This window comes from Janthinobacterium leeuwenhoeki (genome assembly GCF_051380795.1).
In the GTDB taxonomy this organism is placed as follows: Bacteria; Pseudomonadota; Gammaproteobacteria; order Burkholderiales; family Burkholderiaceae_D; genus Janthinobacterium.
Window position 1 is genome coordinate 1 of record NZ_JBNYXT010000024.1, and the last position, 22062, is coordinate 22062.

The following is a 22062-nucleotide window of genomic DNA, read 5'->3' on the forward strand; positions in this document are numbered from 1 at the left end:
ATCGATTAGCTTTTTGGCGTACAGCATTTCGTTCGTGCCGTAAGGCCCAAACGCAGCGCTGTGAACAAGATGGGTTGACAACGCAGTGACGGTCACCCCGCGTACCTGAGGGTAGCTTGCGATGGCGCCACTGGAATAATTTTGTGCGCCGAAGTGTTCACGGGTCTCAGCATTGTCGTGGGTCCGCAAGGTGGTCCCGTCCATGGCAAACAACACCAGCCCTTTAAATACATAGGCGCGGCGATCCTGGCCGCACCAATGCTGCGCCGAGTGATCGAACAGCCATTTCAACGGGTCTGAACCGAGGCGCTGGCGCGCCTGGGCAGCTGCGCTCTTGCTGACAAAAGGGGTCTGCGCGTCTGGAACGGCCAAGCCCAGATCATCGAGGACCTCACAAATGGACTTGTGGCGATAGAGCGCCAATGCCACCATCAGCCAGACGACTTGCTCCGCTGGCAGGCGACGATGGCGGATGCTCGTTGCATCAGTGCGCTGCACGGCTTGCTCAATCCACTCGACCGGCAAGTGTTCGCCCAGCCGGCGCCAGTCAGGTGCTTCAAGGTGATTAGCAAGGAAGTGGAGAGTATCGTCGAGCATAGCCAGGCAGGTTAACAGCAGACCCTGACGTTTACAAGCCCAAAATGAAAATGCCGTTCAGTCTTAACTGAACGGCATTAGCACTGCAGTGCCGCTTTTCCGTATGCCGGCAAACTTAGCTGACGGCGGCCAGGCGCGGCTGGGCGCCGCCAAAACGCTGCTCGATCGATGCGGCGATGCCGCTGGCGTCCAGGCCCACGCTTTTCAGCAACTGCACCGGGTCGCCATGGTCGATGAAGACGTCCGGCAAGCCCAGCATCAAAATTGGCTTGACGATCCCTGCGGCCGCCAGGGCTTCGGCCACGGCCGAGCCGGCGCCGCCCATGATGCAGCCCTCTTCCACCGTCACCAGGTAATCGTGTTCTGCGGCCAGCTGTTTCACCAGTGCCACGTCGAGCGGCTTGACGAAGCGCATGTTGGCCACCGTCGCGTCGAGCTTCTCGCCGGCCGCCACGCCAGGCGCCACCATGGAACCGAAGGCCAGGATGGCGATGCGCTTGCCGTGGCGCTTGACTTCGCCCTTGCCAATTTCAATGCTGGTCAGTTCCGGCACGATGGCCACGCCGGCGCCGGCACCGCGCGGATAGCGGATCGCGGCCGGGCCCGGGTAGTGGTAGCCCGTGGTCAGCATTTGACGGCATTCGTTTTCGTCGGACGCGGCCATGACGACCATGTTCGGGATGCAGCGCAAGAATGCCATGTCGTAATTGCCCGCGTGCGTGGCGCCGTCGGCGCCCACCAGGCCGGCGCGGTCCAGCGCGAACGTCACGTCCAGGTTTTGCAGGGCCACGTCATGGATCAGCTGATCGTAGGCGCGCTGCAGGAACGTGGAGTAAATGGCCACGACGGGTTTCAAGCCCTCGCAGGCCAGGCCCGCGCCAAACGTCACGGAATGCTGCTCGGCAATGCCGACGTCAAAGTAGCGGGTCGGGAATTGCTGTTCGAACTTGACCATGCCCGAGCCTTCGCGCATGGCGGGCGTGATGCCCACCAGGCGCTTGTCGTGCGCGGCCATGTCGCACAGCCAGTTGCCGAACACTTCCGTGTACGTCATCTTGGCCGGCGCCGTGGCCGGCTTGATGCCCTCGGCCGGATTGAACTTGCCCGTGCCGTGGTACAAAATCGGTTCCGCCTCGGCCAGCTTGTAGCCCTGGCCTTTTTTGGTCACCACATGCAGGAATTGCGGGCCCTTCAATTGCTTGATATTTTGCAAGGTCGGGATCAGCGAATCGAGGTCGTGGCCATCGATGGGGCCGATATAATTGAAACCGAATTCCTCGAACATGGTGGCGGGCACGACCATGCCTTTGGCGTGCTCTTCAAAGCGCTTCGCCAGTTCCAGCACGGGGCCGGGCAAGACGGACTTGCCGACATTTTTCGCCGCAGCATAGAACTGGCCGGACATCAGGCGCGCCAGGTGGCGGTTCAGCGCGCCCACAGGCGGCGAGATCGACATGTCGTTGTCGTTCAAGATCACCAGCAAGTTGACGTCTTCCTGCACGCCCGCATTGTTCATCGCCTCGAAGGCCATGCCGGCCGTCATCGAACCGTCGCCGATCACGGCGATCGCATGCAGCGGGTCGCCCTTGATCTTGGCGGCCTGCGCCATGCCCAGCGCGGCCGAGATCGACGTCGACGAGTGCGCCGTGCCGAAGGTGTCGTATTCGCTTTCGTCGCGTTTCGGGAAGCCGGAAATGCCATCCTTCTGGCGCAGGGTATGCATGCGCTCGCGCCGGCCCGTCAAAATCTTGTGTGTATAGGTCTGGTGGCCCACGTCCCAGACGATGCGGTCGTGCGGCGTGTTGAACACGTAATGCAGCGCGACGGTCAGTTCGACCGTGCCCAGGTTGGACGACAAGTGGCCGCCCGTCTTGGAAACGGAATCGAGCAGGAAGCTGCGCAATTCCTGGGCCAGCGGCACCAGTTGCGAGCGGGCCAGCTTGCGCACTTGCGCTGGTTCATTGATGGTTTCTAACAGTTTCATTTATGCCTTCCGCTGCACGACCAGGTCTGCCAGCTCGCGCAAACGGCGTGCCTTGTCCCCGAATGGCGCCAGCGCCGCATGGGCGTCGCACCGCAATTGTTCTGCCAGGGCTCTCGATGCTTCCAGCCCCAGTATCGATACGTAAGTGGGCTTGTTGGCGGCCGCATCCTTGCCCGCCGTCTTGCCCAGGGTGGCCGAGTCGGCCGTGGCGTCGAGCACGTCGTCGACCACCTGGAACGCCAGCCCGACGGCGCGCGCATACGCGTTCAGCGCCGTCATCTCGTCTGGCATCAAATCCTTGCCAGCCAGCGCGCCCAGGATCACGGCCGCGCGCAGCAAGGCGCCCGTTTTGAGTTGATGCATCTGTTCCAGCTGCGGCAAGGTCAAGGCCAGGCCGACACTGTCGAGGTCGATCGCCTGGCCGCCGCACATGCCAGAGGAACCGGAGGCGTGCGCCAGCAACTTGACCATGGCCATTTGCCGCCCCGGTGGAATGGCCGCACCGTCGGCCAGCAGCATGAACGCTTGCGATTGCAGCGCGTCACCCACCAGCAGGGCCGTCGCTTCATCGTAGGCGATGTGCACGGTCGGCTTGCCACGGCGCAAGGCATCGTCATCCATGCACGGCATGTCGTCGTGCACCAGCGAATACACGTGAATCATTTCCAACGCACAAGCAGCGCGCGCGAGGGTATCTTGATCGGCATCAAACAATTCACCGGCCGCCATCACCAGCAGCGGGCGCACGCGCTTGCCGCCGCCCAACAGCGCATAGCGCATGGCCGCGTGCAACTTGTGCGGCACGGCGTCGGCCGCAGGCAAAAATTGGTCGAGCCGGCCTTCCACGCCCGACTGGGTGGCTTGCATCCAGTCGCCGAAGGTCACGCCGTCTTGTTGCATGTTCGCCATCATAGCGCGGCCTCGCCGGCATCCACGAAGGGTTTCAACATGTCGCCTTCGAGTACTTTCACCTGTGCTTCGACGCTGTCGAGCTGGCTTGCGCAATACTTGACCAGTTCCGAGCCGCGCTGGTACGCCGCGACCGATGCTTCCAGCGGCAACTGGCCCGCTTCCATTTGCGTTACCAGCTGCGCCAGTTCCGCCATTGCCTCTTCAAACGAGGCCGGCGCTGCGGCAGCGGCAGTTAATTTCTTCGACATAGACTCAGATCTCTTCGTGGCACGAGGGGCTTGTAGGGAGACGCCGGGGATTCCCGGCCAGCATAGAAGCGTTATTTTAGAACAAACCACACTATTAAGTGAAAACTAAAGCGCAATCGTCGCGCTCAAAGTCAATAGCGTTGCCAGCTTGGCAGTGGATTTTAGCCGAATCGCCCCCCTCTGCCGGAAATTGCACGCCAAATGACAATGTTTCTCATTAATAGGCTATTTGCCGCAGGGGTTTGGCAATGCCGAGGCCGATACGCGCTATAATCGCCGGTTCTGTCCGAAATACCGTTTCAACAAATTTGAATTCAGGTCTTTGCGGATTCTTTCTCTCTGTAGCGGTTGCCCAGGGAATGGCCTGGGGCACTGCTGACCGTTGTACATTTATGAGGGGTTGGGATGTCCGATCTGGCTACTCACGCCAAGCTGGCGCGTTCAAACGCGCAACTTCCGGTCCACGTCTATTTTGACGAAACGCTGTTGCAGCGTGAAATGCAGCAATTATTCCAAGCCGGTCCGCGCTATGTCGGGCATGCGCTGATGGTGCCGGAAACCGGCGATTTTGCGACCCTGGCGTCTGAGAACGAAGGGCGCATGCTCGTGCGCAACGCCAATGGCATCGAAGTGCTGTCCAACGTGTGCCGCCACCGGCAGGCGCTGATGTTCAATGGCCGCGGCAATGCGAACCATATCGTCTGTCCGCTGCACCGCTGGACCTACGACCTCAAGGGTGAATTGATCGGTGCGCCGCATTTCCCCGAGACGCCGTGCCTGAACCTGTCGAAAACCCCGCTGCAAAGCTGGAATGGCTTGCTGTTCGAGCAAAACGGCTACAACGTGATGGAAAAATTGAAAGATTTGTCCGTCTCGAAAGACCTCGATTTTTCCGGCTATATGTTCGACCACGTGGAAATCCACGCGTGCGACTACAACTGGAAGACCTTCATCGAAGTCTACCTCGAGGATTATCACGTGGAACCGTTCCACCCGGGCCTGGGCAGCTTCGTCAGCTGCGACGACCTGCGCTGGGAGTTCGGCAAGGATTACAGCGTGCAGACGGTGGGCGTGCACCGCGGCCTGCAGCAGGCCGGTTCGCCTGCCTATAAAAAATGGCAGGAGCAGGTACTGCAATTCCGCGGCGGCGAAGCGCCACCGTATGGCGCCATCTGGCTGACCCTGTATCCGAACATCATGGTCGAATGGTATCCGCACGTGCTGATCGTCTCGACCCTGTGGCCCGATGGTCCGCAAAAAACGCGCAACGTGGTGGAATTCTATTACCCGGAAGAAATTGTGTTGTTCGAGCGCGATTTCGTCGATGCGGAACGGGCTGCCTACATGGAAACCTGCGTCGAGGACGATGAAATCGCCCAGCGCATGGATGCGGGCCGCAAGGCCCTGATGGCGCGCGGCGTGAGCGAAGTGGGCCCTTACCAGTCGCCGATGGAAGACGGCATGCAACATTTCCACGAGTGGTACCGCAGCAATATCGAACTGTAACGAGTAGAGGGGCCGCATTGCGCGGCCCTTTTTTTATCCTCCCATTTCCCAGGAATCCTATGCAATCATTGTGGATGCTGTTTGCCAGCTTTATGTTCGCCATCATGGGCGTGTGCGTCAAGCTGGCGTCGGAGTTGTATTCGACGTCCGAAATCGTCATGTACCGCGGCATCATCGGCATGACCGTCATGAGCTGCACCATCCTGTACCAGGGCGGCAGCTTCAAAACCACGATGCCGGGCCAGCATCTGTGGCGCGGCATCGTGGGCGTGATCGCCCTGTGGCTGTGGTTTTATGCCATCGCCATCCTGCCGCTGGCCACGGCCATGACGCTCAATTACATGGCGCCCATCTGGATCGCCGTGATCCTGCTGGCCGGTGGCTGGTGGAAAGGCATGCAACAGGTCGAGTGGCCGCTGGTGGCGGCGATTGCCATGAGCTTTGTCGGCGTAACCCTGCTGCTGCAACCCGTGTTCGAAACGGACCAGCTGGGCGGCGCCATCACGGCCCTGATTTCCGGCATGCTGTCGGCCCTCGCTTACTTGCAAGTGCGCAAGCTGGGCTTGCTGGGCGAACCTGAATACCGCGTCGTGTTTTATTTCTCGGTCGTCAATTTCCTGGCCGGCGTGATCGGCCACGTGGCCAGCGCCGGCGGCGGCCCCGTCGTCTGGCACGCGCACACGAGCGATTACGGCATCGGCTTGCTGGCCGCCATCGGCCTGTGCGCCACCATGGCGCAGATGGCCATGACGCGCGCCTATCGCCTGGGCAAGACCCTTGTGGTTGCCAATTTACAATACACGGGCATCGTCTTTTCCAGCTTCTGGGGCGTGGTGATCTTCGGCGACCTGTTCGACTGGCACGGCTGGGCCGGCATCGGCATCATCCTCGCCTCGGGCATCGCGGCAACCTATTACAATACCCGCAACACGGCCCGTGGCGCGGCGATAGCGCGCACGGATCCCATCGCCAGCGAAGTGTAAAGGAGCATTCCTGATGTACACCACCTTGATCCAGGCCAGCGAACTGGCCAGCCATCTGAATGACAGCAACTGGGTCATCCTCGATTGCCGCCACGACTTGCTCAACCCCACGGCCGGCAGCGATGCGTTTGCCGCCGGCCACATCCAGAACGCGCAGTTCGCCGATATCGACACGGCCCTGTCCGGTCCCAAGACGGCGCGCGGCGCGGACTTTACCGGTCGGCATCCCTTGCCCGACCGCAACGCCCTGCTGGCTACCTTGCGCGGCTGGGGCATCCATGACGACACGCAAGTAGTCGCCTATGACGGCCAGGGCGGCATGTTTGCCGCGCGTTTGTGGTGGTTGCTGCGCTGGCTCGGCCACCCGGCCGTGGCCGTGCTCGACGGCGGCCTGGCCGCCTGGCAGGCGCAAGGCTTGCCCCTGGTCACGCCCGTCGCGCCCCGCCCTGCCGGCACGCTCATGGAAAAAGCCAGCCTGACGCGCACGGTCAGCGTACGCGACGTCATTGCCAACCTGGATACGCAAGCGCTGACCGTCCTCGACGCGCGCGCCCCCGACCGTTATCGCGGCGAAAACGAAACCATCGACCCTGTGGGCGGCCATATCCCCGGCGCGAAGAACCGTTTCTTCAAGGATAACTTGCAGGCGGACGGCCGCTTCAAATCCGCTACAGACCTGGAGCAGGAATTCGCGGGCCTAATCAGCACGGCTGAATCTACTATCCTGCAGTGCGGCTCCGGCGTGACGGCCTGCCACAACTTGCTGGCCATGGAAGTGGCCGGTTTAAGCGGCGCGGCCCTGTATCCCGGTTCGTGGAGCGAATGGTGCGCCGACCCGGCGCGGCCCGTGGCGACGGGGACTTAAAAAAAATGGCGGACCAGATGGTCCGCCATTTTCTTACCAGTGGATAACTACGACGTTATCCCCGGCGCCTGATTCAACTGCGCCAGCTCCGCCTGCCACGCCTGCTGGCTGGCCGGCTTCTGGTGGCGCGGTTTTCTCGCCAGGTCTTCCGCCAGCAATTGCTCCAGTTCGCACAAGCGCTCCAGCTGCACGTCGATGTCCGTCAGTACCGCAGACGCCTGCTCCACGCGCGGCGCGGGTGTCAACGCCGGCCCATCCTCGGCGCTCAGCCTTGCATAGGCGCTGGCCGCATCCGGCCACTCTTCCAGATGGCCATCGGCCACCACCCAAAAGCGATTGCATGCCGTCTCGATCAGGTCGCGGTCGTGCGACACCAATAAGCAGCCGCCGGCAAAGCCGAGCAGCGCTTGCCCCAGTTCCGCCTTGCCCTGCATGTCCAGGTGGTTGCTCGGTTCGTCCAGCAGCAGCAAATGGTAGCTGGCCAGCGACAGTCCCAGAAACAACAGGCGCGCCCGCTCGCCGCCGCTCAGGGTGGCCACCGTCTGACCATGGCGCGCATACGGAAAACCGGCCGCAATCAAGGCCTGCTTGCGCGCCACCTGGCTGCGCGCAGCCTCGTTTTGCACGGCAAACGGGTACAGGGCGTCGGACAGGTCGGCCGTATCGGCCAGTTGCCTGAGCGACTGGTCGTAATAACCGATGTTGGCCGCCTTGTGGTAGCGCAAGTCCGCCCGTTCCTCCTGTGCCTGTACCGCTTGCCAGCACAGGCGCAGCAAGGATGACTTGCCGCTGCCGTTGGCGCCCAGCAAGGCGATGCGGTCGCCCGGTTTCAGCCACAGTTGGCCGACCTGGAACAGCACGGGAGAGGCCGGCACGGCGCGCACATCGAGTTCGTCCAGCGCCAGCAGCTGGTCGGCCGCCAGCGCCTTGCCCCGCAGGCTCAAGCGCCAAGGTGCGCCATCGCTGACGAACGACTGTTCATCCTGCAGCTTGTCGATGCGCCGCTGCATGCTTTTGGCCTTGCGCGCCATGCCGACGTTATCGTAGACCTTGCCCCACAGAGCCAGGCGGGTGCTGCTGACGGCCAGGCGGTCGATTTCCTTCTGTTCGGCCGCATGCCTGGCGGCAGCGGCCATATCGGCTTCGGCCAGCGCCGCCAGCGCGGGGCCGCACGGCAAGTCGAAATCATACAGGCGGCTATCGCGCAAGATCCAGCTGCGCGTGGCCACGTTGTCGAGCAGGCGCTGGTCGTGCGAGACGAGGATGAAGGCGCCGCGCCAGGCCAGCAGGAACTGCTCCAGCCACAGCAGGGACGGCAAGTCCAGATGATTGCTCGGTTCATCGAGCAGCAGCACGTTCGGCTCCTGCAGCAGGGCGCGCCCCAGCAGCAGCCGCGTGTGCTGGCCGCCGGATAAGGAATGCACGGGCACTTGCGCCGTCTCGTGCTCGAAGCCTAACTCGGCCAGCAGGCTGTCGACCCGCCAATGCAGTTCCGGCTGCTCCAGCACGGGCGCCAGCAAGGCGTCATACAGGCTCAGCTTGGCAAGTTCTGGCGGCAAATGCTGTTCCACGTGCTGCAAGCGGCAGGCACGGGCGACGTGGATGGTGCCGGAGGTCGCTACACGTGTGCCGCTGAGCAAGCCCAGCAAGGTGGATTTGCCGCAGCCATTGTGGCCGATCAGGCCGATGCGGTCGCCCTGGCGCAAGGTAAAGGCGAGTTCGTTGAAGAGGAAACCGTCGTGGGTATCCAGTTGTAAAGCTTGGGTAGAGATAAGGGTAGTCATGGCTCTTGTCTTTGTTCGGGATGCAAGCATCCGCGTTAACAGGAGCGCTAACGAAAACCGTGAGCCGAGAAAGGACTCTAGAGAAAAACTCTATGCAGGAGGGTGGCTTTGCTCTGGCCTGGTTATCGCAGCGCGATAGAACGTGGGCAAGAGCTTGCAAATGTGCTTAAAGAACGCGCATCCCATAGGGCGAGCATAAAAATTTCCATATTTTCCTCCTTTCTGTGCAAGTTAGTCAGAAAGGCAATACTACACCCGGCAGCGCCAGGCATCAACCGCCGTGGCGCTTATGCGTCAAAAACAGCACGATGCACACGCCCAGCGCGATCAATAGCACTTGCGGAATGGTTTCGCGCAGGGTGGCGCGACGCTGCATCTGCGGCATCAGGTCGGACAGTGCAATATATATGAAGCCGGACGAGGCGAACACGAGCACGTAAGGAATCAGGTTGCTGGCGCGATCCAGGGTGAAATAGCCGAGCAATCCACCGGCCACCGCCATCAGGCTGCACAGCAGATTGAAGATGTAGGCGCGCAGGCGCGAGAAACCGGCATTGAGCAGCACGATGAAGTCGCCGATTTCCTGCGGAATTTCATGCGCGATGATGGCCAGGCCCGTCACCAGGCCCAGCTTCGGGTCGGCCAGGAAGGCGGCGGCGATCAGGATGCCGTCCGTAAAGTTGTGCATGCCGTCGCCGACGAGGATCATCCAGCCAGCCTTGCCCGCCTCGTGCTTGTCGTGGCCGTGCGCATGGTGGTGGCCATCGCCTTCGTGATGGTGCGAATGGCGCAGGATGGCGAATTTTTCCAGCATGAAGAAGGCCAGCAAGCCCGCCAGCAAGGTGGCGAACAGGCTGCGCGGGTCCGCTTGCGACTCAAACGCTTCCGGCAAGGCGTGCAGCAGGGACGTCGACAACATGATGCCGACGGACAAGCTGACCATGCGCTCGACCACTTTGGACAGGAATGCAAACGAAAAGATCGCCGCCGCGGTAATGCTCAACACGCCCGCGATCGTGGTCGCGAGCAAAATGGATATAAGGACGGGATCGATGATTTTCTTACCTCAAAATGGCGCCGGGTCACTGGCGCCCGCGATGCTGGCGTCTGGCCTGATGAATGCGTTGTTATCTATTGTTTACATTTGCGCGTTTGGCGGCAGCGTAGCGCGATGAAGATGCAATTGTACTGCATTGACGCGCACCGGGCATTTTACAGCCCGGTGCGCCTTTCGCGCCAACTTCTGGAAGATGCGGTATTTTTCTGTTGCAGATCACGCCACGCCGTGGCTCTTGAACCAGGCCAGGCAGCGTGCATAGCCGTCTTTCGCATCCGCCGCCACATAGCTGGGACGGTAATCGGCGTTGAAGGCGTGGCCCGCATCGGGATACACGACAAATTCCGACTTGTTGCCGCCCTTGCCCAGCGCATCTTTCATCTTGCCGATCGATTCCTGGCTGATGCCCGTATCCTTGCCGCCATACAAGCCCAGCACGGGAACCTTCAAGCTGGCGGCGATATCGATGGGGTTCTTCGGCTGCAAGGGATTGGGCTCGCCCACCAGGCGGCCATACCAGGCCACACCCGCCTTGACGGCCGGATTGTGCGCCGCGTACAGCCACGTGATACGCCCGCCCCAGCAAAAGCCCGTAATGCCCAGGCGACTCGTGTCGCCGCCATTCTGTTTTGCCCACGCAACAACAGCATCGAGATCCGCCATGACCTGCGCGTCCGGTGTCTTGGCGATGATGCCTTTCATCAATTCCGGGATGCTGGCCACCTTGGTGGGATCGCCCTGGCGCACGAACAAATCGGGCGCCAGCGCCAGATAGCCCTGCTTGGCGAAGCGGCGCGCCATGTCAGCGATATGTTCATGCACGCCGAAGATTTCCGAAATGACCAAGACCACGGGCAAACCCGTCTTGCCCTCCGGCTGCGCCGCATACACGGGCACGGCCTGGCCATCGACCATCACCGACATGGTGCTCGTGACGAGTCCGACGGAATCGGTCTTGATGACGTTTTGCGCCGCCACAGGCAATACGGCCACGGCAAAGCCCGTTCCCAGCGCCACCTTCAGGAAACCACGCCGGCCGTCCGGCCCAGACATGCTGCTCTGGCCCAGCAAACTTTCACAATCGGTGATCATGTCGCTCATGCGTTTCTCCTGAAGGGTGTGTTGACAAAAAATGTCGGCTTACGCGCTGCGCGCTAAGCCGACCTACGGTCATTGCTAATGTTAAACATGTAGGTCGGCTTAGCGGGGCATGCCCCGCGTAAGCCGACACCGCATCAGTGCGCTTCGTCCCAGTTCTTGCCGATACCTACCTCAGCCGTCAGTGGTACTTTCAGCGCGGCCACGCCAGCCATCAGTTCCGGCAGCTTGCGCTTGACCAGTTCCAATTCCGCGTCCGGCACTTCCAGCACCAGTTCATCGTGCACCTGCATGATCATCTTCGTTTGCAAGCCGTCCGTTTCCAGCCAGCCTTGCACGGCGATCATGGCCAGCTTGATCAGGTCGGCGGCCGTGCCCTGCATCGGCGCGTTGATCGCCGCCCGTTCCGCGCCCTGGCGGCGCGGGCCGTTCGGCGAATTGATTTCCGGCAACCACAGACGGCGGCCGAACACGGTTTCCACGTAGCCGCGCGCCTTCGCTTGCTGGCGCGTGTCTTCCATATACTGTTTCACGCCGGAGAAGCGGGCAAAGTAACGGTCGATATAGCTTTGCGCGGCCGTGCGGTCCACGCCCAGGTTGCCGGCCAGGCCGAACGCGCTCATGCCGTAGATCAAGCCAAAGTTGATGACCTTGGCGTAGCGGCGCTGTTCGCTCTGCACCTCGGCCGCCGGCACGCCGAAGATTTCAGCGGCCGTGGCGCGGTGAATGTCGATGCCGTCGGCAAACGCGCGCAACATGGCTTCGTCGCCCGAGATATGCGCCATGATGCGCAATTCGATTTGCGAATAGTCGGCCGAGACGATGTGGCTGCCGGGCGGCGCGATAAACGCTTCGCGGATGCGCCGGCCTTCCGCGCTGCGGATGGGAATATTCTGCAAGTTCGGGTCGTTCGACGCCAAGCGCCCCGTCACGGCCACGGCTTGCGCATAGTTCGTATGCACCCGGCCCGTGGTGACGTTGATCATCTTCGGCAATTTATCCGTGTAGGTCGATTTCAGCTTGGCCATGCCGCGGTATTCCAGCAGCACTTTGGGTAGCGGATAATCCTCGGCCAGCTTTTGCAAAACTTCCTCATCCGTCGATGGCGCACCCGTCGGGGTTTTCTTGACCACCGGCAGCTTCAGCTTTTCAAAGAAAATTTCGCCGATCTGCTTGGGCGAACCCAGGTTGAACGGCTGCTCGGCCAGTTCATACGCCTTCTTTTCCAGTTCGAGAATTTTCACGGCCAGCTCGGCCGACTGAATGTTGAGCAATTCATCATCGATCAGCACGCCATTGCGCTCGATCTTTTGCAAGACCACGGCCGTCGGCAGCTCGATCTGTTCATAGATGAAGGTCAGTTTTTCATCGTTGGCCACATTGCCCCACATGGCATTGTGCAAGCGCAAGGTGACGTCGGCATCCTCGGCCGCGTATTGCGCCGCCTGCGCCACTTCCACCTGATTGAAGGTGATCTGCTTGGCGCCCTTGCCGCACACGTCCTCGAACGGAATCGTCGTGTAGTTCAGGTGGCGCAGGGCCAGGCTGTCCATGTCGTGCTTCTTGTGCGACTCGAACACATACGATACCAGCAGGGTATCGTGGGCGATGCCGCGCAACGTCACGCCATGGTTGGCGAAGATATGACTGTCGTATTTCAGGTTCTGGCCCAGCTTGGGCTTGTTCGCATCTTCCAGCCACGGGCGCAATTTCGCCAGCACGTGTTCGCGCGTCAACTGTTCCGGCGCGCCCGCGTAGTCGTGGGCCAGCGGGATGTAGCAGGCGGCGTGTTCCGCAACGGACAGGGAAATGCCGACCATTTGCGCCGTCATCGGTTCCAGCGACGTGGTTTCCGTGTCGACAGCCGTCAAGGGCGCCGCATCGATCAGGGCGATCCATTTGTCCAGCTGCTCATCCGTCAGCACGGTTTCATACACGGCCTCGACCGCAGGGGTGGCATCGGCAAACATGTCGCCCGTGGTATTCGTCGTGGCTACCGGTGCACCGACGGGCGACATCGGTGGCGGCGTGGCGCCCAGTTCGCGCAGCAGTGCCTTGAAACCGTAGCGCTGGAAGAAGGCCAGCAGCGCTTCCTTGTCTTCGTGTTTCGCCACCAGCGAGTCGGCGATCGTTGTCATGTGGCCCGACAAATCGCAATCGGTCTTGACAGTGATCAAGGCGCGCGCCTGCGGCAACCATGGCAGGGCCGTGCGCAGGTTTTCACCCACGGCGCCGCCCACCTTGGCCGCGTTTTGCATGACGCCTTCCAGGCTGTCGTACAAGGTCAGCCATTTGACGGCCGTCTTCGGGCCGCATTTCGACACGCCCGGCACGTTGTCGACCGTATCGCCGATCAGCGACAGATAATCGATGATGCGGTTCGGCGGCACGCCGAACTTGACCAGCACGGCCGCTTCATCGAGCTTTTCATTGCTCATGGTGTTGATCAGAGTCACCTGGCTGTTGACCAGTTGCGCCAGATCCTTGTCGCCCGTGGAGACCACCACGTTCATGCCGGCGGCAGCCGCTTGCACGGCCAGCGTCCCGATCACGTCATCGGCTTCCACGCCGTCGACCATCAGGATCGGCCAGCCCATGGCGCGCACGGCTTCGTGGATGGGTTCGATTTGCAATCGCAGGTCGTCCGGCATCGAGGCGCGCGTGGCCTTGTACTCGGGATACATGTCATCGCGGAAAGTTTTACCCTTGGCATCGAACACGCAGGCGATATAGGCGGCCGGGTAATCGGCGCGCAGGCGGCGCAGCATGTTGACCATGCCGTGCATGGCGCCCGTGGGATAGCCGTCCGGGCTGCGCAAGTCAGGCAGCGCATGGAAAGCACGATAAAGGTAACTGGAACCGTCGACTAACAGCAGGGTGTTTTGCATAATGCCAATAAAATAAGGTGAGCCGCGCCAGCCGGGACGAAACAGCGGCGGGCGGGCGGAATATCGCACAATTATCGCAGAGTTTAGGACGGCGCCACCGGCCGCAATGCGTGCTGCTCTTGCTGTTTTTGCCACACTGGCGGCCCCGTGCGGACGTGCGGGTTGCCGCTGCGGGCCATTTCGGCACATTTAAACAGCATTGCCTACCAGTTTGTTACAATGCCTTATAGATAAATTGACGGCATTACACGCTGCACGCGCTGCAGTCCCACACATGGAAGCGAACCCATCATGATGCGTACATCGACACTCTGGACATTCCTCGCCCTGCCCCTGCTGGCATGTTCGGCCATTGCCAGCGCCCAGACGCAGGCCAAACCGAGCGACGCGCCACCGCAGCTGGAACGCATCGATGAATTGGGCGAAGCGCCCATCACCGTGGCGCCGGCCGCAGCCAAGCAGCAGATTACCGAAAAACGCGAAGCAGGCGTGACGTCCGAAGTGAAAGTCACGAGCGGCGGCAGCACCTATTACATGAAGCCGGCCGCCGGCGCCGACCAGGCCAACGGCAACGCCCTGCGCGGCCCGCAATGGAAAGTGCTGGAGTTTGACCTGAGCAAGAAGAAACAGAAACAACGCGATGAAGAGGCAGCGGACGCGCCAGCACCACCAGCACCAGCGAAGTAAGCAGCCACTCTCTTCTGCCCTGCCCCGGCTACCTGCGGGGCAGTCGGCTTTTTTTGACCTTTTAGACCATTCCTCTCTTTCCCATGGCAGTTTTTACCGCGCTACAACTGGACGATATCGGCCAGTGGATCACGCAGTTTCCACTCGGCAAACCTCTGGCGCTCAAGGGCATCGCGTCCGGCATCGAAAACAGCAATTTCTTCCTGAGCACGGAGCGCGGCGAGTACGTGCTGACGATCTTTGAAAACCTCAGCTTCGAGCAATTGCCGTTTTATCTGCAACTGATGCGCCATTTGGCGGACCGGGGCGTACTGGTGCCCGCACCGATCGCCAATGCCGACGGCGAACTGGTAACAGCCTTGCAAGGCAAGCCGGCCGCCATCGTCAGCAAACTCGATGGCAGTTCGCAGATGGCACCGCAAGCCGTGCATTGCGCGGCCGTGGGGGCCATGCTGGCGAAGATGCACCTGGCGGGACGCGATTTCCCCCTGCAGCAGCCGAATTTACGGGGACTGGACTGGTGGAACACCACCACGCCGCTGGTCTTGCACCACCTCGATGATGCCAGGGCGCATTTGCTGCGCGCGGAAATCCACTTCCAGGACGCCTTTGCCGCCTGCGCCACCTACAAGGCCATCCCGCGCGGTCCCGTGCATGCCGACTTGTTCCGCAACAACGTCATGTTTGACGGCGAGCAACTGACGGGCTTTTTCGACTTTTATTTTGCCGGCTGCGACACCTGGCTGTTCGACGTGGCCGTCACCGTCAACGACTGGTGCGTGGACCTGGCCACGGGCGTGCTCGACAAGGTGCGCGTGCGCGCCCTGCTCGACGCCTACCAGCGCGTACGGCCGTTCACTGCCGAGGAACAAACGGCATGGCAAGCAATGCTGCGCGCCGCCGCGCTGCGCTTCTGGCTGTCGCGCCTGTACGATTATTACCAGCCGCGCGAAGCGGAAATGCTGACCCCGCACGACCCCTCGCATTTCGAACGTATTCTGCGCGAACGTATCGCCACACCTGCTCCGGAACTGTTTTAAACATGGAAAAATTACCTGCAAGTACAGGTTGGCAATGGGTGAAACAGGGCTTCTCCCTGTTTCGCAAGCAACCTGGCGGCATGTCGATGCTGTTTCTCGGCTATATGTTCTGCATGCTGGCCGTCAGCATCGTGCCCGTACTGGGCCAATTGCTGCCCGTCATCCTCGTGCCCGTGTTTTCCGTCGCCTTCGTGCAAGGCTGCCTGAATATCGACCAGGGCAAGCGCGTCCTGCCCAGCCTGCTGATCTCGGGCTTCCGCAAGCCGGCCTTTCCTTCCCTGTTCGGACTGGGCGTGCTGTACATCCTGATGGCCATCGTTGCCATCGGCGCCTCGACTCTGGTGGACGATGGCTTGCTGTGGCAACTGGTCACGGGACAACTGACGGAAGAGGCGGCGCGCACCGCCATCCCCGAATCGCGCCTGGGCCTGGGCATCCTGCTGGCAATCATGCTGTACGTGCCGGCCGCCATGGCCTTCTGCTTTGCCGCACCGCTGATTTACTGGAAACAAACCGGGCTGGGCAAATCGCTGTTCTTCAGCTTTTTCGCCGTCTGGCGTTCGCTGTCGGCCTTCATCGTCTTCGCCGCCACCTGGTTTGCCATCAGCGTTGTCACCAGCCAGTTGCTGGCCGTCATCTTTGGCCGCACGCCGCTGATGATGCAGCTGATGATGCCGCTGTCGATGATACTCACCATCATCATGCATTGCTCGTTCTACGCCGCCTACCGCCAGATCTTCGGCCTGCCCGTCGATGAGAGCAAGACGGTGTCGCTGGACAAAAATTAAAGCTGGGGTCAGACCCTCAACACCGCTAACGCAAAGCTTGGCGTTAACATGGCCGGGGGTCTGACCCCGGCATTTAGCGTCCCAGCCGTTCCAGTTTCGCGATGCCCAGGTCCAGCACCTTCATGCCATGCTGGCCGAAGTTGATCTGCGCGCGCGCATTGCCGCCGCCGCCTTCGATATTGACGATCACGCCTTCGCCGAACTTGGCGTGCGCCACCGATTCACCGATGCGCCAGCCGCCGCCCGTGGCTTTTTGTGCGATCTTTTGCGCAATCGCATTGTCCGAACCCAGACTGGCCACGCGGGGCGCCTCGTCCCAGGCCGACTTGCGGTTGCCGAACCAATTCGCCTGCACCTTCGGCGACAGCCATTTCAGCGATTCTTCCGGCAATTCGTCGAAGAAGCGCGACTTCATGTTGTAGCGCGTCTGGCCATGCAGCATGCGCGTCTGCGAAAAGCTCATGTACAGCCGCTTGCGCGCGCGCGTGATCGCCACATACATCAGCCGGCGTTCTTCTTCCACGCCATTGTCTTCCTTCGAACTGCTTTCGTGCGGGAACAGGCCCTCTTCCAGCCCCGTAATGAAGACGTTGTCGAATTCCAGGCCTTTGGCCGAGTGCACCGTCATCATCTGCAAGGCATCCTGGCCCGCCTGCGCCTGGTTATCGCCCGCTTCCAACGACGCGTGCGACAGGAAGGCCGAGAGGGGCGACATCACGGCCGGCAACGGCGCGTCCGCGTCCAGAATCTCGATGCCATCCTGGTTGACGACGGGCGCGCCCGACTGCGCCTGGGCGGCAGGCCCCAGGTGCGCCGGTGCTGCCTGGCCGTAACCTTCTTCGGAAACGAACTGGCTGGCCGCGCTGACCATTTGCTCCAGATTCTCGATGCGGTCGGCGCCTTCCTTTTCATTCTGGTAATGCTGCAGCAAGGTACTCGCTTCCAGCACCACTCTGACCATTTCCGGCAGGGACAATTGCTGCGTTTCGAAGCGCACGCCCTCGATCAGTTTCACGAAACCGGCCAGCACGCTGCCCGCCTTGCCGGCCACATACGGCACGGATGCGTACAGCGAAATGCCGTATTGCTCGGAAGCGGCCTGCAATTGCTCGATCGAACGCATGCCGATGCCGCGCGTAGGGAAATTGACCACGCGCAGGAAGGCCGAATCGTTGTGCGGATTGTCCATCAATTGCAAATAGGCAATCGCGTGCTTGACCTCGGCGCGCTGGAAGTAGCGCTGGCCGCCATACACGTGATACGGAATCGCGGCCGAAAACAAGGCGTGTTCAATCACGCGCGACTGCGCATTCGAACGGTACAAAATCGCGATCTCACTGCGCGAAGCGCCATCGGCGATCAGGCTTTTCGCCTCCTCGATGATCCACTGTGCTTCCTGCAAATCAGAACTGGCTTCATACACGCGCACCTGCTCGCCATGGCCCGCGTCCGTGCGCAAATTCTTGCCCAGGCGCTTGCTATTGTTCGCGATCAACACGTTGGCGCTGTCGAGGATATGGCCGTGCGAGCGGTAGTTCTGCTCCAGCTTGATCAAGTTCTTCACCTGGAACTCGTGCTCGAAGGCACTCATGTTACCCACGTTGGCGCCGCGGAAGGCGTAGATGCTCTGGTCATCGTCGCCGACGGCAAACAGGGCGCCGCCATCGCGGCTGCCATGGCCGGCCAGCAATTTGAGCCAGTTGTATTGCAGGTTATTCGTATCCTGGAACTCGTCGACGAGGATGTGGCGGAAACGCGCCTGGTAGTGTTCACGCAGGGGTTGGTTGCGGCTGAGCAATTCATACGTGCGCAGCAGCAATTCAGCAAAATCGACGACGCCTTCGCGCTGGCACTGGTCGTCGTACAACTGGTACAGCTCGACCATCTTGCGCTCGTGCGCGTCGTACGCTTCCACGTCCGTGGCGCGCAAGCCCTGGTCCTTGGCATTGTTGATGAAATACATCACCGTCTTCGGCGGGAATTTTTCATCATCGATATTGTTTGCCTTCAACAAGCGCTTGATCACGGACAACTGATCCTGCGAATCGAGGATCTGGAAGGTCTGCGGCAGGGCCGCATCGCGGTAATGCGTGCGCAGCAAGCGGTTACACAGGCCGTGGAAGGTGCCGATCCACATGCCGCGCGTATTGATCGGCAGCATGGCCGACAGGCGCGTGAGCATTTCCTTGGCGGCTTTATTGGTAAACGTCACGGCCAGGATGCCGGGCGGCGATACCTGCTGGGTCTGGATCAGCCACGCGATGCGGGTGGTCAGCACGCGGGTCTTGCCCGAACCGGCGCCCGCCAGGATCAGCGCATGCTGCGCCGGCAGCGTCACGGCGGCGTATTGTTCGGGATTGAGGTTGTGAAGAAGATTTTGCATGCCGTGATTATACCGGCATGGCTAAAAATACTGTGCATTTGTCCAGCGGTCGCGCCAGTTTTCCATGTGCGCGCTACAATCGGCGTCCCGACACAGCGGCCTGTATCCCATGACACCACCCACTCACCTCGACGGCGCCCGCGTACTGGCCTGGGCCTGGTCCGACTTGCCGTTCGGCCACGTCACCGATGAGCATGGCGCCGCCCCCATCGCCATCCACGGCCTGGCCGTGTGCCACTACGGGGACGAGGCGCGTGTTTACCGCTTCAGCTGCGATGCGCACTGGGCAACGCTGCAAGATGAGGTGTATACCAGCGTAGACGAGGCCAGGGGGCAGCTGCCGGCGCAATACCGCGCCGTGGCCGCCATCTGGAACCAGGCCTAGCGCACCGGCCTGGCCTTGCCTTCGCTGAGCGCCTGGGCGATCACCTGGCGGGTAGTCTTGTCGGCTGCTTTCGATGCCGTTTCCTGCTGGCGTCCCAGCGCTTCCATTTGCTTGCCCAGGGTTTCCATCGGCTTGCCGCGCTGATCCATCTGGCGCGACAGCGCATCCACCTTGGCCGCTTCGCGTTCTTGCGTGGCGACAATGCGATCGTTGACCTCTTCCATGGCATCCTGCGCATCCTCCATCTGCTGCTGCAGGCGCTCCACCTCGCGCCCGGCGGCGCGGCGCGCTGTCTCCGTGCCCGCTTGTGCCTGGCGGCGCGCCGCCTCGCCCATCTTGCGGCCCAGTTCATGCTGCTGGCGGCCCAGCGTTTGCAGCTGCTGCGCATCGCGCGTACCGCCATTCGCCTGCGCTGCGCCATGGGCGCCCATCTTGCTGCCCAGTTCGCCCATCGCCTTGCCATGCTCGCTCATCTGCTTGCCCAGACCGCTCATCTGCAAGCCCAGCTGCTGCGACGGCTTCCAGGCGTCGCGCACGCGGGCCAGCAGCGCAGCATCCTGCGTCACATAGCCCTTTCCCTGGTCACGGAACCACAGGAAATGCCCCTTGAGCGAACGCTGCAGCTGTTTAATCTGCTGGCCATCGACATCGGTGCCTGCCATGGTGACGCTATCCTCGCTGCTATCGACGAGCGCATAGCCATCGCCGCTGCCCATGGAGATAGTGATTTTCTTGCTGGGGGCGGCCGGTGCGGCCGGTGGCGCGGGCGGCTCGGGCGGCTCGGGCGGCTGCACGGCCAGCGCACTGCCGCCAAGCAGCATACCGGCCAGGCTGAGGATCAAACGATAGGAAGTGGACATGGCTGCCTCGTCGCAAAAGTAGTGGAGCGTTGACTTTAACGGCGGATGAATCACGTCTCCAGCACCGTGCGACAGGCTGCACAAAGGCTGGCCTGGATGGCAGGCTTGCGCGATGAATGGCAAACCACGGGCAAAAAAAACGGAGGCCGCAGCCTCCGCAAAAACACCGTGGTACGGCGTATTTCAATTAATACAGCACGACGGAGCGGATCGATTCGCCGCTCTTCATCAAGTCGAAACCTTGATTGATATCATCGAGCTTCAGCCTGTGTGTGATCAAATCATCGATATTGAGCTTGCCTTCCATATACCAGTCGACGATCTTCGGCACGTCCGTGCGGCCGCGCGCGCCGCCAAAAGCGGAACCTTTCCACACGCGCCCCGTCACCAGCTGGAAGGGGCGCGTGGAAATTTCCTGGCCGGCCGCCGCCACGCCGATGATGATGGACTGGCCCCAGCCCTTGTGGCAGCACTCGAGCGACTGGCGCATGGTGGTGGTGTTGCCGATGCATTCAAACGAATAGTCGGCGCCGCCGTCCGTCAGCTGCACGATGGTGTCGACCACGTTTTCCACCTCGTTGGCGTTGACGAAATGCGTCATGCCGAACTTGCGCGCGATGGCCTGGCGCGCCGGGTTGATATCGACGCCGATGATCTTGTCGGCGCCGACCATCTTCGCCGCCTGGATGACGTTCAAACCGATACCGCCCAGGCCGAACACGACCACGTTGGCACCCGCTTCCACCTTGGCCGTAAACAGCACGGCGCCCACGCCCGTCGTCACGCCGCAGCCGATATAGCAGACTTTGTCGAAAGGCGCGTCTTCGCGGATCTTCGCCAGCGCAATTTCCGGCACGACGATGTAGTTCGAGAAGGTGGAGGTGCCCATGTAGTGGAAGATGGGCTTGCCGTCGATGGAAAAGCGCGAGGTCGCGTCCGGCATCAGGCCGCGGCCTTGCGTGGAGCGGATCGACTGGCACAAGTTGGTTTTTTGCGACAGGCAGAATTTGCACTGGCGGCATTCCGGCGTGTACAGGGGGATGACGTGGTCATCCTTTTTCAGGCTTTTCACGCCCGGGCCCACGTCGACGACGATGCCGGCGCCTTCATGGCCGAGGATGGACGGGAAGATGCCTTCCGGATCGGCGCCCGACAAGGTGTAGTAATCGGTGTGGCAAATGCCGGTGGCCTTGATTTCGACCAGTACTTCGCCCTCGCGCGGGCCGGCCAGATCGACTTCTTCTATCGTCAGCGGGGCGCCCGCCTTCCATGCAATCGCTGCTTTGGTTTTCATGTGTGTCCTGTCTATGGTTGAAACGCTTACTTGGTTTTCGCCCGGTTCAAAAACGCGCCGTGCAAGCCGTTCAGGGTTTCCTCGGCCAGCAGCAGCTGGCTGGCGATTTCATTGATCTTGCGGCGGCTGGAACGGGCGTGGTCGCGCAGCACCTCAAACGCCGTGTTGCGGTCCGTCTGGAATTTCCCCATCAAGAGGCCCACGGCCAGACTCGTTTCGCGGCCGGCGGCCAGCGCCGCATTCAGGTTCAGTTCGGTACGGCGCAGCTGGCGGATTTCATCGGCGCGCGCCAGGCCCGCTTCGAATGCGGGCATCAAGCGGCCTTCATCGACGGGTTTCACGACATAGCCGACGGCGCCGTAGGCGGCCGCCTGCTTGCCCGATTCGCTGTCGCCGCTGCCGGACAGGAACATGAACGGCACGGCCGTTTCGCCATGCAGGCGCTTGGCCAATTCCAGGCCGGACATGCCCGGCATATGGATGTCGAGCAAGGCCAGGTCCGGCTCGCGCTGGGCGATCAGCTGCAGCGCCACTTCGGCCGAATGGGCCAGGGCCGTCTCGTAACCGGCATGGCGCAGGACTTCGCCGAGGAATTCCAACAGGAGTTGGTCATCGTCAACGATCAGGATAAGGCGTTTCGCGGCGGCTGGCTGACTCATGGGTAAAGGGACCTCGGTAATGAATGATGTTCTTATTATATGCC

Annotated in this window: 19 protein-coding genes; 7 read left to right on the top strand and 12 right to left on the bottom strand. The window is 61.4% G+C overall.

Annotation, left to right across the window (positions count from 1 at the left end; translation table 11 throughout):
• The 4 genes from ACQ4WS_RS17705 to ACQ4WS_RS17720 all read right to left on the bottom strand — a co-directional run.
• The coding region (locus ACQ4WS_RS17705; RefSeq protein ID WP_436478351.1) for a transposase domain-containing protein at positions 1-597 on the bottom strand (597 nt) is incomplete at its 3' end.
• A 115-nt stretch (positions 598-712) separates the two neighbouring features.
• Entirely contained in the window at positions 713-2581 is a 1869-nt protein-coding gene (dxs, locus tag ACQ4WS_RS17710) for a 1-deoxy-D-xylulose-5-phosphate synthase (RefSeq protein WP_436478353.1), read from the bottom strand.
• Positions 2582-3481 carry a polyprenyl synthetase family protein gene (locus tag ACQ4WS_RS17715; protein WP_436478355.1) on the bottom strand — a complete coding sequence of 300 codons (900 nt, stop codon included), beginning with the start codon at positions 3479-3481 and terminating at the stop codon, positions 2582-2584.
• Between the two features lie 8 nt (positions 3482-3489).
• Positions 3490-3741, bottom strand: coding sequence for an exodeoxyribonuclease VII small subunit (locus ACQ4WS_RS17720; RefSeq protein WP_436478357.1), 252 nt, complete (start codon positions 3739-3741; stop codon positions 3490-3492).
• A gap of 405 nt (positions 3742-4146) precedes the next feature.
• Between ACQ4WS_RS17720 and ACQ4WS_RS17725 the strand changes: the two genes are divergently transcribed.
• Genes ACQ4WS_RS17725 through ACQ4WS_RS17735 form a run of 3 tightly spaced genes read left to right on the top strand, consistent with a single transcriptional unit; the run spans position 4147 to position 7095 of the window.
• Positions 4147-5247 (top strand): aromatic ring-hydroxylating oxygenase subunit alpha, encoded by a 1101-nt coding sequence (locus tag ACQ4WS_RS17725; protein ID WP_436478359.1) that lies wholly within the window; start codon positions 4147-4149, stop codon positions 5245-5247.
• A 59-nt stretch (positions 5248-5306) separates the two neighbouring features.
• Positions 5307-6230: a DMT family transporter gene (locus tag ACQ4WS_RS17730; RefSeq protein ID WP_436478361.1), complete on the top strand. Its 924-nt coding sequence runs from the start codon at positions 5307-5309 to the stop codon at positions 6228-6230.
• A gap of 13 nt (positions 6231-6243) precedes the next feature.
• Entirely contained in the window at positions 6244-7095 is an 852-nt protein-coding gene (locus tag ACQ4WS_RS17735; RefSeq protein WP_436478363.1) for a sulfurtransferase, read from the top strand.
• Positions 7096-7142: 47 nt separating this feature from the next.
• On the opposite strand, the gene ACQ4WS_RS17740 is transcribed toward ACQ4WS_RS17735, so the two are convergent.
• From ACQ4WS_RS17740 to polA, 4 genes are all read right to left on the bottom strand, one after another.
• Positions 7143-8879 carry an ABC-F family ATP-binding cassette domain-containing protein gene (locus ACQ4WS_RS17740; protein WP_436478365.1) on the bottom strand — a complete coding sequence of 579 codons (1737 nt, stop codon included), beginning with the start codon at positions 8877-8879 and terminating at the stop codon, positions 7143-7145.
• 271 nt (positions 8880-9150) lie between these two features.
• Positions 9151-9909: a ZIP family metal transporter gene (locus ACQ4WS_RS17745; protein ID WP_051959370.1), complete on the bottom strand. Its 759-nt coding sequence runs from the start codon at positions 9907-9909 to the stop codon at positions 9151-9153.
• Between the two features lie 243 nt (positions 9910-10152).
• Positions 10153-11037 (bottom strand): dienelactone hydrolase family protein, encoded by an 885-nt coding sequence (locus ACQ4WS_RS17750; RefSeq protein WP_436478368.1) that lies wholly within the window; start codon positions 11035-11037, stop codon positions 10153-10155.
• A gap of 134 nt (positions 11038-11171) precedes the next feature.
• Positions 11172-13922, bottom strand: coding sequence for a DNA polymerase I (gene polA, locus ACQ4WS_RS17755; protein ID WP_436478369.1), 2751 nt, complete (start codon positions 13920-13922; stop codon positions 11172-11174).
• Between the two features lie 291 nt (positions 13923-14213).
• On the opposite strand from polA, the gene ACQ4WS_RS17760 reads away from it, so the two are divergent.
• From ACQ4WS_RS17760 to ACQ4WS_RS17770, 3 genes are all read left to right on the top strand, one after another.
• Entirely contained in the window at positions 14214-14609 is a 396-nt protein-coding gene (locus ACQ4WS_RS17760) for a hypothetical protein (RefSeq protein WP_436478371.1), read from the top strand.
• 83 nt (positions 14610-14692) lie between these two features.
• Positions 14693-15649, top strand: coding sequence for a homoserine kinase (locus ACQ4WS_RS17765; RefSeq protein WP_436478373.1), 957 nt, complete (start codon positions 14693-14695; stop codon positions 15647-15649).
• A 2-nt stretch (positions 15650-15651) separates the two neighbouring features.
• The gene (locus ACQ4WS_RS17770) at positions 15652-16437 is read left to right on the top strand and encodes a BPSS1780 family membrane protein (RefSeq protein WP_436478375.1); all 786 of its coding nucleotides are present in this window, start codon (positions 15652-15654) and stop codon (positions 16435-16437) included.
• 73 nt (positions 16438-16510) lie between these two features.
• Here ACQ4WS_RS17770 and ACQ4WS_RS17775 read toward each other — a convergent pair whose 3' ends face one another.
• Positions 16511-18820 carry a UvrD-helicase domain-containing protein gene (locus tag ACQ4WS_RS17775; RefSeq protein WP_436478377.1) on the bottom strand — a complete coding sequence of 770 codons (2310 nt, stop codon included), beginning with the start codon at positions 18818-18820 and terminating at the stop codon, positions 16511-16513.
• Between the two features lie 109 nt (positions 18821-18929).
• On the opposite strand from ACQ4WS_RS17775, the gene ACQ4WS_RS17780 reads away from it, so the two are divergent.
• Complete coding sequence (locus ACQ4WS_RS17780) at positions 18930-19205, top strand: hypothetical protein (RefSeq protein WP_436478379.1); 276 nt, start codon at positions 18930-18932, stop codon at positions 19203-19205.
• Here the strand turns inward: ACQ4WS_RS17780 and ACQ4WS_RS17785 are convergent.
• From ACQ4WS_RS17785 to ACQ4WS_RS17795, 3 genes are all read right to left on the bottom strand, one after another.
• Positions 19202-20065, bottom strand: a complete 864-nt coding sequence (locus ACQ4WS_RS17785) for a hypothetical protein (RefSeq protein WP_436478380.1) — start codon at positions 20063-20065, stop codon at positions 19202-19204. The two genes, ACQ4WS_RS17780 and ACQ4WS_RS17785, sit on opposite strands and share 4 nt — an antisense overlap.
• Before the next feature lie 187 nt (positions 20066-20252).
• Positions 20253-21359, bottom strand: coding sequence for an S-(hydroxymethyl)glutathione dehydrogenase/class III alcohol dehydrogenase (locus ACQ4WS_RS17790; protein WP_034749160.1), 1107 nt, complete (start codon positions 21357-21359; stop codon positions 20253-20255).
• Positions 21360-21385: 26 nt separating this feature from the next.
• The gene (locus ACQ4WS_RS17795; RefSeq protein ID WP_034749164.1) at positions 21386-22018 is read right to left on the bottom strand and encodes an ANTAR domain-containing response regulator; all 633 of its coding nucleotides are present in this window, start codon (positions 22016-22018) and stop codon (positions 21386-21388) included.
• Between the last annotated feature and the right edge of the window lie 44 nt (positions 22019-22062).

Bases quoted from the DNA above. Each gene is read 5' to 3' on its own strand.
- ACQ4WS_RS17750 (WP_436478368.1), bottom strand. From the start codon at position 11,037: ATGAGCGACATGATCACCGATTGTGAAAGTTTGCTGGGCCAGAGCAGC.
- dxs (WP_436478353.1), bottom strand. From the start codon at position 2,581: ATGAAACTGTTAGAAACCATCAATGAACCAGCGCAAGTGCGCAAGCTG.
- ACQ4WS_RS17740 (WP_436478365.1), bottom strand. From the start codon at position 8,879: ATGACTACCCTTATCTCTACCCAAGCTTTACAACTGGATACCCACGAC.
- ACQ4WS_RS17735 (WP_436478363.1), top strand. From the start codon at position 6,244: ATGTACACCACCTTGATCCAGGCCAGCGAACTGGCCAGCCATCTGAAT.
- ACQ4WS_RS17760 (WP_436478371.1), top strand. From the start codon at position 14,214: ATGATGCGTACATCGACACTCTGGACATTCCTCGCCCTGCCCCTGCTG.
- ACQ4WS_RS17790 (WP_034749160.1), bottom strand. From the start codon at position 21,359: ATGAAAACCAAAGCAGCGATTGCATGGAAGGCGGGCGCCCCGCTGACG.
- ACQ4WS_RS17730 (WP_436478361.1), top strand. From the start codon at position 5,307: ATGCAATCATTGTGGATGCTGTTTGCCAGCTTTATGTTCGCCATCATG.
- ACQ4WS_RS17725 (WP_436478359.1), top strand. From the start codon at position 4,147: ATGTCCGATCTGGCTACTCACGCCAAGCTGGCGCGTTCAAACGCGCAA.
- polA (WP_436478369.1), bottom strand. From the start codon at position 13,922: ATGCAAAACACCCTGCTGTTAGTCGACGGTTCCAGTTACCTTTATCGT.
- ACQ4WS_RS17775 (WP_436478377.1), bottom strand. From the start codon at position 18,820: ATGCAAAATCTTCTTCACAACCTCAATCCCGAACAATACGCCGCCGTG.
- ACQ4WS_RS17765 (WP_436478373.1), top strand. From the start codon at position 14,693: ATGGCAGTTTTTACCGCGCTACAACTGGACGATATCGGCCAGTGGATC.
- ACQ4WS_RS17720 (WP_436478357.1), bottom strand. From the start codon at position 3,741: ATGTCGAAGAAATTAACTGCCGCTGCCGCAGCGCCGGCCTCGTTTGAA.
- ACQ4WS_RS17715 (WP_436478355.1), bottom strand. From the start codon at position 3,481: ATGCAACAAGACGGCGTGACCTTCGGCGACTGGATGCAAGCCACCCAG.
- ACQ4WS_RS17770 (WP_436478375.1), top strand. From the start codon at position 15,652: ATGGAAAAATTACCTGCAAGTACAGGTTGGCAATGGGTGAAACAGGGC.
- ACQ4WS_RS17780 (WP_436478379.1), top strand. From the start codon at position 18,930: ATGACACCACCCACTCACCTCGACGGCGCCCGCGTACTGGCCTGGGCC.
- ACQ4WS_RS17785 (WP_436478380.1), bottom strand. From the start codon at position 20,065: ATGTCCACTTCCTATCGTTTGATCCTCAGCCTGGCCGGTATGCTGCTT.
- ACQ4WS_RS17795 (WP_034749164.1), bottom strand. From the start codon at position 22,018: ATGAGTCAGCCAGCCGCCGCGAAACGCCTTATCCTGATCGTTGACGAT.